This is a genomic window from Geobacillus sp. C56-T2, assembly GCF_007829715.1.
Classification (GTDB): Bacteria; Bacillota; Bacilli; order Bacillales; family Anoxybacillaceae; genus Geobacillus; species Geobacillus icigianus.
This window is the reverse complement of record NZ_VJWB01000001.1, coordinates 3,147,796-3,162,987: the sequence shown is the minus strand read 5'-3', so window position 1 is coordinate 3,162,987 and position 15,192 is coordinate 3,147,796. Positions and strand designations below refer to the sequence as shown.

The 15,192-nt window shown below is 49.0% G+C and carries 9 protein-coding genes and 4 pseudogenes; 10 read left to right on the top strand and 3 right to left on the bottom strand.

The annotated features are described in order from the left end of the window. Window positions 1-429 precede the first annotated feature (429 nt). The gene (locus GC56T2_RS15740; protein WP_144976488.1) at window positions 430-1,344 is read left to right on the top strand and encodes a processed acidic surface protein; all 915 of its coding nucleotides are present in this window, start codon (window positions 430-432) and stop codon (window positions 1,342-1,344) included. Window positions 1,345-1,350: 6 nt separating this feature from the next. Further along, entirely contained in the window at window positions 1,351-2,010 is a 660-nt protein-coding gene (locus GC56T2_RS15735; RefSeq protein WP_144976486.1) for a class D sortase, read from the top strand. Window positions 2,011-2,410: 400 nt separating this feature from the next. Here the strand turns inward: GC56T2_RS15735 and GC56T2_RS15730 are convergent, their stop codons facing one another. Then, complete coding sequence (locus tag GC56T2_RS15730) at window positions 2,411-2,851, bottom strand: YwpF-like family protein (protein ID WP_144976484.1); 441 nt, start codon at window positions 2,849-2,851, stop codon at window positions 2,411-2,413. Window positions 2,852-3,114: 263 nt separating this feature from the next. On the opposite strand from GC56T2_RS15730, the gene ssb reads away from it, so the two are divergent. After that, the gene (gene ssb / locus GC56T2_RS15725) at window positions 3,115-3,462 is read left to right on the top strand and encodes a single-stranded DNA-binding protein (RefSeq protein ID WP_033018399.1); all 348 of its coding nucleotides are present in this window, start codon (window positions 3,115-3,117) and stop codon (window positions 3,460-3,462) included. Between the two features lie 184 nt (window positions 3,463-3,646). Here the strand turns inward: ssb and GC56T2_RS15720 are convergent, their stop codons facing one another. Further along, window positions 3,647-4,054: a helix-turn-helix domain-containing protein gene (locus GC56T2_RS15720; protein WP_144976482.1), complete on the bottom strand. Its 408-nt coding sequence runs from the start codon at window positions 4,052-4,054 to the stop codon at window positions 3,647-3,649. A 208-nt stretch (window positions 4,055-4,262) separates the two neighbouring features. On the opposite strand from GC56T2_RS15720, the gene GC56T2_RS15715 reads away from it, so the two are divergent. The 4 genes and pseudogenes from GC56T2_RS15715 to GC56T2_RS15700 form a co-directional block, all read left to right on the top strand. Continuing rightward, a complete protein-coding gene (locus tag GC56T2_RS15715; RefSeq protein ID WP_144976480.1) occupies window positions 4,263-4,748 on the top strand; it encodes a hypothetical protein in 486 nt (161 codons plus the stop codon). 211 nt (window positions 4,749-4,959) lie between these two features. Further along, on the top strand, window positions 4,960-6,270 hold the full coding sequence (locus GC56T2_RS15710) for a C40 family peptidase (protein ID WP_370454570.1): 1,311 nt from the start codon (window positions 4,960-4,962) through the stop codon (window positions 6,268-6,270). Between the two features lie 538 nt (window positions 6,271-6,808). Beyond that, entirely contained in the window at window positions 6,809-9,436 is a 2,628-nt protein-coding gene (locus GC56T2_RS15705; RefSeq protein ID WP_144976476.1) for an SH3 domain-containing protein, read from the top strand. A 229-nt stretch (window positions 9,437-9,665) separates the two neighbouring features. Then, a pseudogene (locus tag GC56T2_RS15700) lies at window positions 9,666-9,899 on the top strand (IS701 family transposase); the annotation flags it as partial. Window positions 9,900-9,916: 17 nt separating this feature from the next. On the opposite strand, the pseudogene GC56T2_RS15695 reads toward GC56T2_RS15700, so the two are convergent. Further along, window positions 9,917-11,049: pseudogene (locus GC56T2_RS15695) on the bottom strand (IS4 family transposase). 104 nt (window positions 11,050-11,153) lie between these two features. On the opposite strand from GC56T2_RS15695, the pseudogene GC56T2_RS15690 reads away from it, so the two are divergent. From GC56T2_RS15690 to GC56T2_RS15680, 3 genes and pseudogenes are all read left to right on the top strand, one after another. Next, window positions 11,154-12,110 (top strand): annotated as a pseudogene (locus GC56T2_RS15690) (IS701 family transposase); the annotation flags it as partial. A 275-nt stretch (window positions 12,111-12,385) separates the two neighbouring features. Further along, a pseudogene (locus GC56T2_RS15685) lies at window positions 12,386-12,952 on the top strand (transposase); the annotation flags it as partial. Window positions 12,953-13,209: 257 nt separating this feature from the next. Beyond that, window positions 13,210-15,093 carry an LTA synthase family protein gene (locus GC56T2_RS15680; RefSeq protein WP_144976473.1) on the top strand — a complete coding sequence of 628 codons (1,884 nt, stop codon included), beginning with the start codon at window positions 13,210-13,212 and terminating at the stop codon, window positions 15,091-15,093. Window positions 15,094-15,192: the final 99 nt, after the last annotated feature.

Sequence of the window (15,192 nt, the reverse complement as noted above, 5' to 3'; positions counted from 1 at the left end):
AATGCCGCTCGTTTGCTTATGGCCGCCGTTGTTCACCGCCTTCTTTCGCCCGCGCTTGATGCGCCAAAAAACCGGGAGGCGCACGGTCTTTGCCGCAAGCCGGGAGGCGCGAGACGTAAAAGATCCATGGGCAGTGTGCTCTGCCCTCCGCCCGGGGATGAAAATCCCGCGTCAGCGTGGCATTTTCAAGGAAAACATAGCGAAAATCGCGAAGAGGTCCTGCTCGATGTCAGCGGACCTCTTTTTTTGTTTGGGGATAGAGCGGGGAAAGCGCCGGCGCGGAAAACCGGCTTAGCCAACGGGTGTCGTAGGCGGTGGGGAAGTCGCGGTCGTTTGGATCGGTGCGATTTTCTCGCGCTGCTGTACATAAGAAGACAAAACGCGGAAAATACTACCAGTAGAAAAGAAAGCAGGTGAAAGGAGGAAACAATGGTGTCGAAAAGGCTGATCATCATTGCGTTGGTGGTGGCGCTCTCCGCGTTTCCTTTGAAAGCGGACGCCATCAGTCGGAGCGAATTGGAGCAGTATGCTGCAAGCGTCGGCTGGACGGTGAGCGACTTGTTGGCTTACTTGGACCGATACGGGTTGACGGCCGCTGACTTTCGCACGATCGATGAGCTAAAGCAGTGGGTGGGCACGCCGCTGACCGAACCGCTTTTTCATGACGTGCTGCGCCGCCATCGGCTGACTGTGGAGGAGCTGGAAGCGCTGCTTGGCCAGTTTGGTGAAACGGTGCAAGATTACCCTTTCGTCGAGGACTTGGATCGGGCCATTCGCTTTTACTCGCAACATAACGCCGCCATGCAGCAAATCAATGACTTGCTTGGAGCGCTCGGCATGAACGAGCAGGAGGTACGGCAATTTTCCCACCATGTCGCTTCGCTTTCCGATCCGCAATTGCCGGGCAAATTGCGGGCGCTCCGTGCGCGGTTGCGCCCATTTGAGGAAACCGAAGGGCTGTGGACGAGTGAACAGCGCCGCGAACTGAAGGCGATTTGGCAAGAGGCGCTCGCCCTTCTGGAACTAAACGCCCATCGCTCCGCTGACTGGCCCGGCATCAAGGCAGCGGGGGCCGAACCGCTCCACGTGCGGCTGTACAACCGCCAAGGGGAACAAGTCGCTGATGTCGCCCTGACAAGGGAGATGCTCTCATCGGGCTATATCGTCCGCGCTGGGGAAAAAGGCATTGAGGCCGGTCTGCTGGCGTTGGAGATGAAAGGGGCGATGTACGGCGAGAAACTGCCGGAAACTGCTTCACCGTACTTGGCGCGTACGTTGGCAGGGGCGCTGCTTGCCTGTGCCGGCCTCTACCTTTATCGGCGGACCTCGCGGTGGCGGGGGTGAGAGCGGATGAAGCGCAAACTAGCGGCTGCTTTCCTTTCTTCGCTTCGCCCGATATTTCGTTGCGCGGCGCTCGTTTTTCTCGTGATTGGGATTTGGCTGGTCGGCTGGAACGGATATTGGTACATGGTGGGCTGGAAGGCCGCTAAGCCGGATCGAGTCCTTTCTTCGCTAAAGGAAGAGTCCGGTTCGAACGCCAACACACCCGTTTCAGCTGACTGGGCCGGCAAGCGCGCGAAGTCTTCTCCTTCCTCGGCGCTTGGCGCTTATCTCGGTGAAATGACGATTCCAAGACTCGGAGTGGCCATTCCGGTGTATGAAGGCGTTCGTGAACAGGAGCTGCGCCGTGGCGTTGGCCATTACCCAAACAGCGCGTGGCCGGGAGGCGAGGGACATGTGGTGTTATCGGGGCATCGCGATACGGTGCTGCGCCGCCTCGGTGAACTGGGAATTGGCGATGCCATCATCCTCCGGGCGGAAGGTGCCGCCGTTCATTATCGCGTTGTCAACGTACGCATTGTCGATGACGAGGATCGGACTGTTCTTGTCGACAAAGCGCGCCCCACCTTGACCGTGACAACGTGCTATCCGTTTCGTTTCATCGGCCGCGCTCCAAAGCGCTATGTCGTCATCGCCCGCCCGGTCCGCGTCGACCGTTTGAAACTTTGAGCTTGTCTCCCCGTCTCTATAGGGGCGGTGATTTACTCGCGCAACCGCTTTCCAGCATCTTTCAAATAGAAAAGCCCTACAACAGTGCACACTTTTTTTCATCGACCAAAGGAAATCAATGTTTTTCACCAACCTCCTAGAAGGCCGGTGAAAAACCGCTGTCACACACCAATCGGCGGCATTTTCATTCAGAAAAAGATCCATGGGCAAGTGATCTGCCCACCACCCGGGGATGAAAATCCGCACCAGTTCGGCATTTTCACGGAAAACGAGGGTGTTCCGCTTTTTTTCGGCCCTCGCGAATTGAAAACAAAACGAGGGTGTTCCGCTTCTTTTCGGACACCCTCGCTAAAATTTATGGAGAACGGCGACCGTCTCCCGTCTAGGGAGCCGTGGGGCGTCACCGTTTCGCTTCGCGTGGCGCTTTGGCGTTTTGTTGGCTTTCCATTTGCTGACGAAACGCTTGCAGCAGCGCCTCGCCTTGCAGCCCTTTTTCTACGAGCCCTTCCAATACGATTTCTGCTAGGCGGGTTCGTCTCGGAATCATCAGCCCTTCCATCAAGACGCTGATATGGCCGTTCATTTTCGTGATCGAGCGGACAGCGACCAGCATGTTGGCGGGATCATTGCCTGGATTGGTGATCGTCACTTGCAGCTGAAACTCCGGTTGCTGCTGCAGGCTCGCAAACACCGGTTCATACTCATCGTCCAAATACGCTTCCACGAGCCAGCGGTTTTGCCCATCCTCTTTGTTGATAATCAACCCGTCGATAAACGGGATGTCTTGGCGCTGCCTTTCGCCGTCGATGACCGAGAGCCCGACGAGCTTGAACGTTTTCATGTCGTCCACCTCATTACCCGTTGTCTTACATCGATTATAGCATAGGCGATCGGGAGAGGAAAAACCGCAAATCGAGTAGCATTTTTGTCGTTTAGTGACAAAAACAACATTTTTGCCTGCTTTTTTGAACGAAAAATCGGCATGTTTCGCGGCCTTCTACGCATAGAATGCGCGAAAAAATGCAAAAATCGCGATTTTACGGCAGAAAACGGGATCATTTATGATAAAAATGCGATGGGCGGAAAGGGGGGATGTGTCGAGGCATGATCAATCAAGTCGTGTTGGTCGGCCGATTGACGAAGGATCCGGAACTTCGCTATACGGCCGACGGCGCCGCTGTGGCAACGGTTACGCTGGCAGTGGCAAGAAATTTCCGCAATGCGGAGGGAGGGATTGACGCCGACTTCGTTCCTTGTGTTTTATGGCGGAAAACAGCCGAGCATACCGCCAATTACTGCCGAAAAGGCTCAATGGTAGCAGTGACCGGGCGAATTCAGACGCGCCGCTACGACAATAAAGACGGCCAGCGCGTCTATGTCACCGAGGTGGTGGCACAGTCCGTTCAATTTCTGCACTCCGGCAAACAACCTGAATGGCCGGAGCATGTCTGATGGTTTCCCCATCATGCCTTTCCAAGCGAATCCCCAAGAGAGACAACGGATCCTCACAGACTCCCCAATGGATGGCGCTAGCACTAGTTGTTAGCGCTTTTTTTAACCCGGACAATAAGAGGGCGGTGAAGGCAGAGGGAATATCAGCCTAGGTTCCGCTCAGGGAATACATCCTTTTTCCTAGTTAGAGGAGTTCTGAGCACTCTTTAATGATGGTGGCAATCATCGTTTCAACATGTTTGCGTTTTTTATCCGGTAGTTTGGCTAGGGCGTAAATGGCCGCGCTCATCTCTTCATTTTGCAGCAGATAACTGAATGCTGTGAGCGCTGTGTCGCTCACTCCCGCCGCCCCGTATTGGTCGGCCACTTCGCGCAATAGTTCCCGCCGGCGCGCTTCGCTGCCGAGCAAAAAATCAGCGCTGACGCCAAACAACCGGCAAAGTTTCTCCAGCGATTGCACATCCGGAAGCAAGCTGCCATTTTCCCATTTGCTGATTTGTGAACGCGACACGTTCAATTGCTCTGCGAGTTGTTCTTGTGTCCAGTGCCGTTGCTTTCGCAATTGCTTGAGCGTTTCTCCGAGAGTTGTCATCGTTGGTCACCACGCTTTTCGTTCGTTACTCTTTAAAGATAGAAAAGCGCGCGGACGATTTCTGTTCCTTTTTTGATCAATGTTTTTAAAGTTTCTAAATTGGAACGTTCTTTCGCGTTCTTTCATGCTTCGACATCTTTCTCTTTTTAGGAAGGGCATAGTACAATAGGTAAAAATGGGAAATCAAAAACTAAAAGAGGGGGTTAAGGTGCATATTTATCTTGCTGATATTGTCGTATGTGAACGGAATGATCGGAAGCGGGCGAAACACGTATACCGCGTGTATATTAAAGAAATGAAAAACCCGTTTTCCGTGCGTTTGAAAACGATCGCCCCGTCCAGCTTCACGGATTCGCTTCGCTCCTTAAAAAGCGCAAACAGCCGGGAGTGTACGCCCTTTGAGGAGGAGACGACGTTTCGGACCATCACCTGCTCGCCTGATGCTCAGCTCTATTTTGTCTTAAAATGCATAAGCCAGTTGTATATGTTTATCGTCAAGCTCGATCTCCGCCAGAAAAAGTTCACTGTCGCCCTCTATGAGTGGAATAGTCTGCAACAGAAATACATCCCTCTTCGCGTTGATGAATGGTTGGCGATGGAAAAACAGCTCATTTATGAAATCTTGCAGTCGATCCACCTTGTCGAAGATCGCCGGGTATCGTATTGGCTGACTTGTCCATCACGTTCGAAATGAGACAAGCACCATTTGCCCTCCCTTTTCCAAATGAAAAAATCATTTCCTTTGTCCCTTTTTGTCGGTTATACTAAAAAGAAAGAATATTGCCGTTTTTTGTCGTGGACTGGCCAAGCTGCCTGTCACGGGCAACGGCGGAACAGACAGAAATGGAAGGAAAAAGGGAGAGGATGAAACCGTGAAACCAAGTTATGTCGTCTTTACAGCTGCGATGGCCTCCGCCTTTTTTCTTGCCCCCGACGACAGCCAAGCGGCGGAATGGAAAAAAGGCATGAGCTCCCCTGAAATTAAACAACTTCAACTGCGTTTGAAAGCGCAAGGCTTTTTCACGTATCCGCAAGCGACAGGCTACTTTGGCGCCGTGACCGAAGAAGCGGTCAAAGCGTTCCAACGGGCGATGAACTTGCCGGTCACCGGCATCGTTGATCCGGCCACCTACGCGAAATTAACCGTTTCAGCATCAAGCCGTACCTTGGCGATCGGTTCGCGCGGAGACGAGGTGCGTGAGCTGCAACAGCGTCTTAAGCGGCTCGGTTATTTTCGCTACCCGCAAATTACCGGTTACTATGGCGCTGTGACCGCCGAGGCGGTTAAGCAGTTCCAGAGAGACAACGGGCTTGCGGCGACGGGACGCGCCGATCAGGCGACGCTTGAGCGGCTGAAGCAAACCGAAGGAAGCGTTTCGTCATCCGTTGAATTGTCAGTCGGTTCGCGCGGCAGCCAAGTCCGCGAGCTGCAGCGGCAACTCAAACAACTTGGTTACTTTACATATCCGAACATCACTGGTTACTACGGGGAAATAACGGCTGAGGCGGTCCGCCGCTTTCAACGAGCCAACGGCCTGCCGGCGACCGGTGTGGTCGACAGTCGAACGGCCGCCCGTCTGGCGAATGCTGTCAAGGCCAAAATTTCCCCACCGCCGACCAGTGAGCGGCCGTCGCTTCTTCTTTCGATTGGCTCGCGGGGTGAAGAAGTCAAGCGAGTGCAACAGAAGCTCAAAGAGCTTGGCTACTTCACCAATTCGGACATCACCGGCTACTATGGCACCGTCACCGCCGATGCTGTCCGCCGTTTCCAGCAAGCGGCCAAACTCCCCGTGACCGGGGTCGTTGACAGCCAAACCTACGAACGCCTGCTCGGACAAGCCCCTGCGGCGAAACTGGACGTCATTGAGCTCGTCGCCGATGCGGCTGAACTGCTCGGGGCTCCCTATGTTTGGGGCGGCGATACCCCGGAAGAGGGATTTGACTGCAGCGGATTCATTTTCTACCTGTTCCAGCAACAAGGCGTTACCTTGCCGCGCACCGTCGCTTTGATGTGGAAGGCAGGCGCACCGGTTTCCGCCCCGGAAGTCGGCGACATCGTCTTTTTCGCCACGACAACGAGCGGCCCATCGCACGCCGGCATCTATATCGGTAACGGACAGTTCATCCATAGCGGCGCCTCGACGGGCGTCACGATCAGCCGCCTCGACCAATCGTATTGGAAGCAGCGGTACTTGGGGGCGAAGCGGTTGTTTTAGCGAGCAAGAAGGAGGACGATGGGGTGAACAGCTTCTCCTGCTGATGACCTTTTCATGAGGACAAACGCTAGAGGGGCGGTGTTAAATCGTGCATACCGCTTCCTGTCATCGTTTCTCAAATAGAAAAGCTTTGTTGCATCAGTCCTGTTTTCCACGCGTTCTCCCATTGATGGGTGTAGGCAAAAAATGGTTGGTTTCCCGTTCTTTCGTGGATGCATAAGTAAGATGTGTGATGGAAAAATCAAGTACAACTTTTGGTGAAGAGCCGGATTTTGAAGATTGACAACGAAAGAAAGTAAATACTTTATCTTTGTGTCGTTTTTCTTTTCTAAAATATAAAAGGCGGATGAAAAAAGGAAAAAATGCTTTAATTTTGTCGTTTATTGGCCGATAAAAAATATAGAAAGACGGCAGTGATCGTTTTAGCCGTTTAACGAAAGGCCCGTGGACAACGTTTTGTCCTTCATCCGGGCATGAAAATCATCGCTTGCCGACGGGATTTTCACAGAAAAAGAGAAAAGTAGGTGAGAGGAAACCAATGAAGAAAATGGGGAAGGCTATCGCCTTGTCGACAGGCTTTTTATTAGCATCATCAGCGAGTTTTTCTCCTATTCCTTGGAACTTGTCGGTAACCGAAGCAGCCAGTGCTGTTAAAATTGTCCCCACTGTTTACCAAACGACAGCGAACTTGAACATGCGAACAGGGGCCGGAACGAAGTACAAAGTCATCATGACAATCCCAAAAGGGAAAACTGTCACCGCGACAGAAAGATTGGGGGACTGGTACAAAGTATCCTATGATTATACGGTTAAAGGCCGGAAATATACGAGAACTGGATGGGTGAGTGGTGATTATTTAAAGAAGTTGACGTCCCAGTCGTCTGCGGAGAGAGCTGTCAAGATGGCTGTTGCTGCCCCAACCATCTATCAAACGACAGCGAACTTGAACATGCGAACAGGGGCGGGAACGAAGTACAAAGTCATCATGACGATCCCAAAAGGGAAAACTGTCACCGCGACAGAAAGATTGGGGGATTGGTACAAAGTATCCTATGATTATACGGTTAAAGGCCGAAAATATACGAGAACTGGATGGGTGAGTGGTGATTATTTAAAGAAAGCTTCGTCCCAATCGCCAGTGAGTGCTTCCCAAACAGCTATAGGGAATACAGTTAGGTCGGTGGCGATCGCGAAAACCGTTTATCAAACAACGGCAAATGTAAACCTAAGAACAGGGGCAGGGACAAAATATAAAAAGATCGTGACCATTCCAAAAGGGAGAACGGTGACAGCTACCGAGAAATTAGGAAGTTGGTATAAAGTATCCTATGAGTATAGTGAAAAGGGCCGAAAATATACAAAAATCGGTTGGATAAGCGGTAGCTACTTGCGCGAGTACGATCAGTACAAAAATATAAGCGGGACGTATCTCTTTACTAAAACAGCAGCCGTTCTGTATAGTGTACCAAAGTCAAAAGGAAACGCGGTGAAATTGGCGGTTGGAAATGGTCTATACTCAACAAGGATGGTCATCAACAGCATTGGTCAAACGTGGTACGAAGTCGCCTTTAATGGGAAAAAGTTGTATGTCTCAGTTAATGATGTCACAAAAGTAACGCCCCAACGGTTCAGCCAAACGAAATATGAAGTGAAGGAAGACGCTGTGCTGTATGGGGCGCCAGGAAGTGCGCACAGTCGGCTTGTGACGATTCCGAAAGGGACGGTGATCTCATCATCCCTTCACATCAACGGCTGGTATGAGGTAACGTATAAAGGAAAGAAAGGATATATATATAGTTCGGAGCTGGAGAAGTATGTTCCGGCTCCACCGAGCAGCTCGTCACCGAGCAACCCATTGAATCCAGCATCGGCGCAGCCCAACGATTCATCGTCAACCATTACGGAACGAGAAATGGTTGACCGAACGTTTGCCGTTAGAGTCAATTTGAACTTTCGTAAGCAGCCAGATGTCAATGCCGACCGCCTTGCAATTATTCCAAAAGGAACAATTGTCGTGCCAACGCATCAAACATCAAATGGTTGGTATAAGATAAAATATGACAATCAGATCGGCTATGTTTCGGGTGATCCGGATTTGATAACAGAGGTGAAAACTGGCGCTCCGCTTGATGGCCGTCGCGATGGCTACCAGTTTATCGATCTGCGTACACAAGCACCGGTCGAGGCTTGGCAAATTAACAAATACATTCAAAGTTACGTTCAGTCGACAGGTAAGCAAAGTGTTTTAGCCAATCAAGGTCAAACGTTCATTAATGTCGGGAGAAAGTATGGGGTCAACCCGTTGTATTTAGCGGCTCATGCCATTCACGAAAGCGCGTTCGGCACATCAAGGCTAGCACTCACTAAATATAACTTATTTGGTTATGGGGCTTATGATGATGCCCCCTTTGTCGCGGCATACCGCTTCTCATCCATTGAGGAGTCAATTGAGTACGTGGCGCGAAAAATCAAATCGAGCTATTTAAACCCTTCCCATCCTTTCTTCAAAGGACCGATTCTTGGTTTTCGGACGAATACACTCGAGAAGATACGGGTGGATGAAAGCAGCGAAGGGATGAACTTTTATTACGCAAGCGATCCGTACTGGGGACAAACCATTGCTCGCCATATGGCTAATATGTTGCCGTATGACAGTAACTATTATAAGTCAGCTCCCGTTGATAAGTCTGTTCCTCCCGCTCCGTCCATTCCGCCGGGGTCTGACTACTTCCCGACGGGGATTGTTGCCGTTGCTAATAGTCCTATCCCGCTTTATGACCAAAAGGGAGGCAAACAGATTGCGGTCTTGGCGAAAGGTGCCACCTTTGCGCCGCGCGAGAAAACGAATGATTATTGGTTCCGCTTAGAATATAACGGTCGACAATATTGGACGAACGCTATTAAACTATATGATTATGCAAGGTATATAACGGTGAAAAACTTAGGAAGTGTGACAGCAGACACATTAAATGTTCGGTCGACGCCAATAATACCAAAAATACCAGAGGAAAATGTCATAAGCAAATTAAAAATGGGGCAATATGTCTCTCTGAAATTAAAGAGTGATGGCACTATTGAACAACAAGGTTCATGGTATCAAATTGTTCTAGATGATGGGCGAACGGGTTGGGTGTCTTCTACATGGATTATACGTGAACTGAAATAACTCGTCTCCTCCTGTAGCCCTAGGCGTTCAGCTTGGGCCGCAGGGGGATTTTTATGTGATGAGATCACCGCGCCGTTCTATTATTGTACCAGTCTAAGTTTTTACAATGAATCTGTAGATGAGCAAATTTGCTAACATAAATTGACAGCTAAACAAAAAAGGAGACATGAACCCAGCTCCTTGAGTAAAATAGATGTGCTCAAACTACCCACAAGGAGGTTCATGTCTCATGAATAGATTAGCACATCATCAAGGAATCCACAAGTTTTTCATGACGCTGGGATTGGCGCTTTATTTCTCGAAGCCGGTCATCAAGCATCTCGTTCATCTTGTCGACGCCTTGACTACCAAGGGATTTTCGGGGACATTGACGGATGTCCGGTACTGGAGTTTTCACCCGAATCATCGAACGACACTGAGCCACTTTTTCACGAAAAGCCCTTGGAACGAGGAAAAACTGCTTGAGAACACGAGTGTTGATTATCCAAAATTATACATACGCCTTCCATAAATTTGGGCATACTCAAACAAAGCAGCGGCCATCCCGGATTTCCAATCGAGAGAAAGCTGCCCAGAGAAAAAACGGCGAACGAACGAAATGAAGGAAAGAGAGACGTTCGTCTGTTTTTTGGTTTGATCATACAGCCATCGCAGCAACACATACGCGATGAACGCCGCAAACAGTTGGTTGTATACCGCATTTTCCATCGTGCCAAACAAGGTCGGGACATTCAGATATTGCTTCACCCAACGGAAAAAGACCTCAACAGTCCAACGTTGTTGGTACATGTCGGCAATGGTTTCCGCAGACGCATGGAAGAGGTTCGTCACGACCCGAATGTCGCGGCCATTCGCATCTCGAAAGATCACCACCCGGTGACGCTTGGTGGAACGGCATTGTTTCGTCCCCAACTGGCACGTGAAGTCGGCTTGAACCGATGAGGATGTGCTGGAAAGGCGTTTCAAGCTTTTTTCTGATGAAGTTCGATGTTGTCCTTCATCCGAATGACAAAGAGCTGATGCTGCTCCACAAATCGATCGAGGCGTTCGATTTTGAAATACGCCCGGTCTTCCACCAGCACTTGTTGAGCGTTCGTCAACTGTTCTCCCACCGGGCCATCATGACGCAGTCCGATGGTTTCCACCACGTCTGCCGGCAACGAGGATTCCGGCGAATACGCGACGTGCAGCTTCACTCCGGCGCGTTCGCCGTGATACGGCGCCCATGGCAGGCGGTTTTTCCCGACCGTGACGGTCGTCGAATCCACCACCCGAAGCGGTTTGGGAAACCGAAGCGAACGGCGGGTTTGGCGGTTGCACTTGGAAATGATCAACGCCAACAAGCGTTTCATGATGTCATAGGGAACTTCTTTCGCTTTCTTGGATACAGTTGAATAATGGAATCGCGGCAATCCATACAGAGGCCCCACATCGGCTCCGTGGCGAAAGCTTTTCCATTGATGCATGGCGGCCAGCAGGAAGAAGTGAATCAACTCGCGCAACGTAAAGGTTCGAGACGAATCACGATACCCAACCGCTTCGGCAATCAGTTGAATCTCTTCATCCGAAACAAGTTTTTGCATCAAATTCGGGAGTGTGGTATGCTTGTTCATAGAGAGCACCTCCTGGGTTTGTTTGTGTCGCTACTCACATTCTACAGGAAAGGTGCTCTTTTTTCTATACCCTTTGGATTTTATTGGATAATCAACACGCCTGGCTTGAGAAGCTGCAAGAATGGATCCTTCGCCAGATCGAACGCCTAGCCAAACAGGAGAATCAACCCCTTTTTGTTTCGATCGATGATACGATTTGTCAAAAAACGAAGCCTTCGTCACGGGCCGCCCACGCCATTCAAGGGTGTGACTGGCATTTCTCTCACAGCGATCATCAATTGGTCTGGGGGCATTCGCTTGTTTGGCTGATGGTGCACACCTTCACGCAAGCGTTTCCGTTCGGCTTTCGTCTGTATGACAAGACAGCGGGAAGAAGCAAAATCGACCTGGCGATCGAGATGCTTTCCTCGCTCAAGGGGAAGCGGGCTCAGCCGGTGTATGTGCTTATGGATTCGTGGTATCCGTCCCAAGCGCTCATCGAAACCTGCCTAAAACAAGGATTCCATGTCATCGCCATGCTCAAGACGAACCGGATTCTCTACCCGAAAGGCATCGCCGTCCAAGCAAAGGAGTTTGCCCGCTATATCGAGCCCAACGACACCCGCCTCGTCACGGTGGGGAACGAGCGCTATCGTGTCTACCGCTACGAAGGCGCGCTCAACGGTCTTGATGACGCGGTGGTGCTGCTGGCTTGGAAGGCGGATGAACCGATGACACCGGATCATCTCCATGTCGTCTTGAGCACCGACCGGGAGCTGAGTGACGAAGACATCTTGCGTTACTATGCCCAGCGCTGGACGATCGAATGCTTTTTCCGGCAGGCAAAAGACCAGCTGAAGCTCGATGGGTACCGTGTTCGCCACGTTCGGGCGGTGAAACGGTATTGGGTCGTGGTGCTGTTAGCCTGTGTATACAGCATCGCGGAATCTCAACAAGACCTCTCTTCCGGCCTGGAGCTTCTTCGGTCTCGGAAAGGGCACAGCGTCGTCGAGTTCATCTATGACGCCGCAAAGCAAGATATTCCCATTGATGTGATCAAAAAACAGCTCCATGTCGCCTAAGGGGTCCCCTGTTTGTCTCTTAGGGAATGGAAATTACTGTAATGAAAAATGCTCATCTACAGAATGAATTTAAGAATAATTTTGATCGGTACAAACTCTCGATAAACTATATGGAAATTTGTCCAAAATGCTATGTTTAGTGCAAAATAACAATACAGAGTTCTGCAACAAAAAAGTGCAGAGCTTCATGGCATAGAAAAAGGCTTGCCAGCCCCTAACATTTCCTCTACTGTGGAAGTTGTGAATACATAACCAAACAGTGGAGAAGGGAAAGGATGCTGACAATGCCCGAAATTCATCGTATCAGAAAACTGCGTGAAAAGAAAGGGTTATCGATTGCGGAAATTTCCCGCGAAACGGGATATAACTGGAGAACGGTCAAGAAATACGCAGATGGGGACATTTCTGTCCAACCGACTGTCAAACGGAAAAAGGGGATGATGGAGGAAGGATACGGACAAATCATTGACGACTGGTTAGAGGAAGATGCCAAGCTGCCGAGAAAACGACGGCGAACGAACAAGACGATGTTTGAAGCGCTTTGTCGTGATCATGGATTTCAAGGCTTCTATCGCACCGTTTGCGCGTACGTGCAAAAACGAGGACCGCAGTTCAAACTCGAGAAAGAACAGCGCTATGAACGACTAGAGCACCCGCTAGGCGAGGCGCAGGTGGATTTCGGGAAGATGACGGTGATGACGAAGGAGGGGAAGGAAGAAGAGCGATCCGTTTTAATCATATGCTTTCCCTATAGCAACGCTGCGTATGCGTATTCATTGCCGGCGGAAAACAGCGAATGTTTTCTTCACGGGCTCACTCAGCTCTTTCGACAGGCCGGAGGCTACCGCTTGCGGCACGCGCTTTCTGCCGTTCAGTCGCCCCTTCTCACTTGGTTGAACGATAAATTCATGGAGCAGGCAAGCCTATGTATTTTTTCTTGCAATTCTCTGCACTTTTTGCTTGCAAAAAACACCTTGACCAACGTTTTCGCTGTGCTTTATATTTATTAAAGTGTTAAAAATACATCTAAGATTAACAGAGCTTCTTTATCCCGGAAATGGTTCATAACGGTATTATACAGGTGGGTAGGTGAGTAAGGTTGAATAGAGGATGGCTATTTGAGGGCTTGTGGGCTTTAACGATATTTGTTGGACTCTCAGTGGCTAATTTTCTTTCAGTAAAGGAAATATACGGCGATATACACTATATGAATTTTTTTATATCGAATATTGCCCTTTCTCTGCTTTGCTTAGCACCGTTAGTCTCGACGAGCGAAAGGCGGAAGTTCATCTTCTCTTTCCTCTTGTATTTAGCTGCCAATATCATTATCTATAGCGATGTGGTTTATGAACGTTATTATGATGGAATTCTTTCCATTGAAATGATTACACAATTAACTCAATTGGATTCCGTTGCTGATTCGGTTTGGACGCTTATAAAGCATCGGGATATTCTTTATTTTGTAGGTTCTATTCTCCTTGTGCCGATGATGGCCGTCCTATTTCGGTTAAAGAGCCATCAGAGTAATCCAGCTATTGCGAAGTGGAGAAAACCTCTTTTTATCGGTTTTTTGCTAATGGGTATGGTGTTGCTTTTCATTCCCATTCGGCATATTAAACCGGGTTTTACTGATCACCTTAAAGTTGGAACAGCGGGGCTTATGTCCGCTCATCTATACGATACGTACCAGTATTTTTTGCAAAAGAGCAATTTGGCATTCGCTGAAGAACAGCCACTTACAAAAAATGAGAAACAGAAAATACGAGAAATTAAAAAGTACTTTCAAGCGAAACAAGCCGAGTATAAACAGTCTCCCTTCTATGGAGTGGCAAAGGGAAAAAATTTAATCATGGTTCAGGCTGAGTCGTTGAACAATTTTGTCGTTGGACTGAAGGTGAATGGACAGGAAGTGACACCTCACTTGAACCGCTTAATTCGGGAAAGTTTATATTTTAATCACATTTACCTTCAAATTGGTCGGGGGAATACGTCTGATGCAGAGTTTGTTGCAAACAATTCGTTGTATCCAAGCAGAAAAGACGGTGCATATCGCACATACGTGGATAAAACCTTCCGCTCCTTGCCAGTTATACTCAAACAAGAGGGATATATGACGAGTGCAGCGCATGGAAATACGCCTGAATTTTGGAATCGAAAAAACGCGTATAAATCTCAAGGGTATGATGTGTTTTATTATAAAGGGCATCCGAGCATTGGTTCCCCTGACCATATGGGATTAGGAATATCGGATAAGGCAATGTTCCATAAGATGGCTGAAATTTACAAGAAACAGAGTGAAAAAAGTCCAATATATGGATTTATTGTGACCTTGTCGAATCATCGCCCGTTTAAGTTGCCGAAAGAAGAACAAAAATTGTCCTTACCTAAAGAGTTCGAAGGAACGATGACAGGGGACTACTTGCAAAGTGTTCATTATGCTGATGAGGCTCTAGGGCAATTTATTCAACAGCTGAAGAAAAACGGTCTTTGGGATGAAACGTTATTTGTATATTATGGAGACCATTATGGACTGTTGCCAGATAACGCCGAGGAGTTAAAACGTTTGTTAGGTATTACCTTTGACAAAAAGGCCATGTTTAACATTCCGTTAGTCATTCACTATCCGAAGCAAACGAAACCCGTTGTTTACGATGTAATTGGAAGTCAGATGGATATTTTTCCGACGATTAGCTCGTTAATGGGAATTGAGAGACCGCTTTATCAACTCGGTTTCGATTTGACCACGAAACACGAAGGGTATGTTGGATTCCGCCATGAAATTGTACCATATACATTTTTTTCTGATCGATATGACTATTTGGCATCCCACGATGGCATTTTTACGAATGGTACTTGTTTGAATGCAGAGACGGGCCGAAAAGTTGAGGTGGACAAATGTCGGCGCAATTATGAGCGGGTGAAGTATGAGATTGAAATTTCCGATTTTATTTTTGAACATGATTTGTTCAAAGTCCTGCCGTAAAGGCTAGCCAAGTTAGGAGATCAATTGGTTCATCACCGAAAGATGTACTTGACTTTTAGGAACAAACATGATATTATCCCTCCCGGTTGAACAAAAATA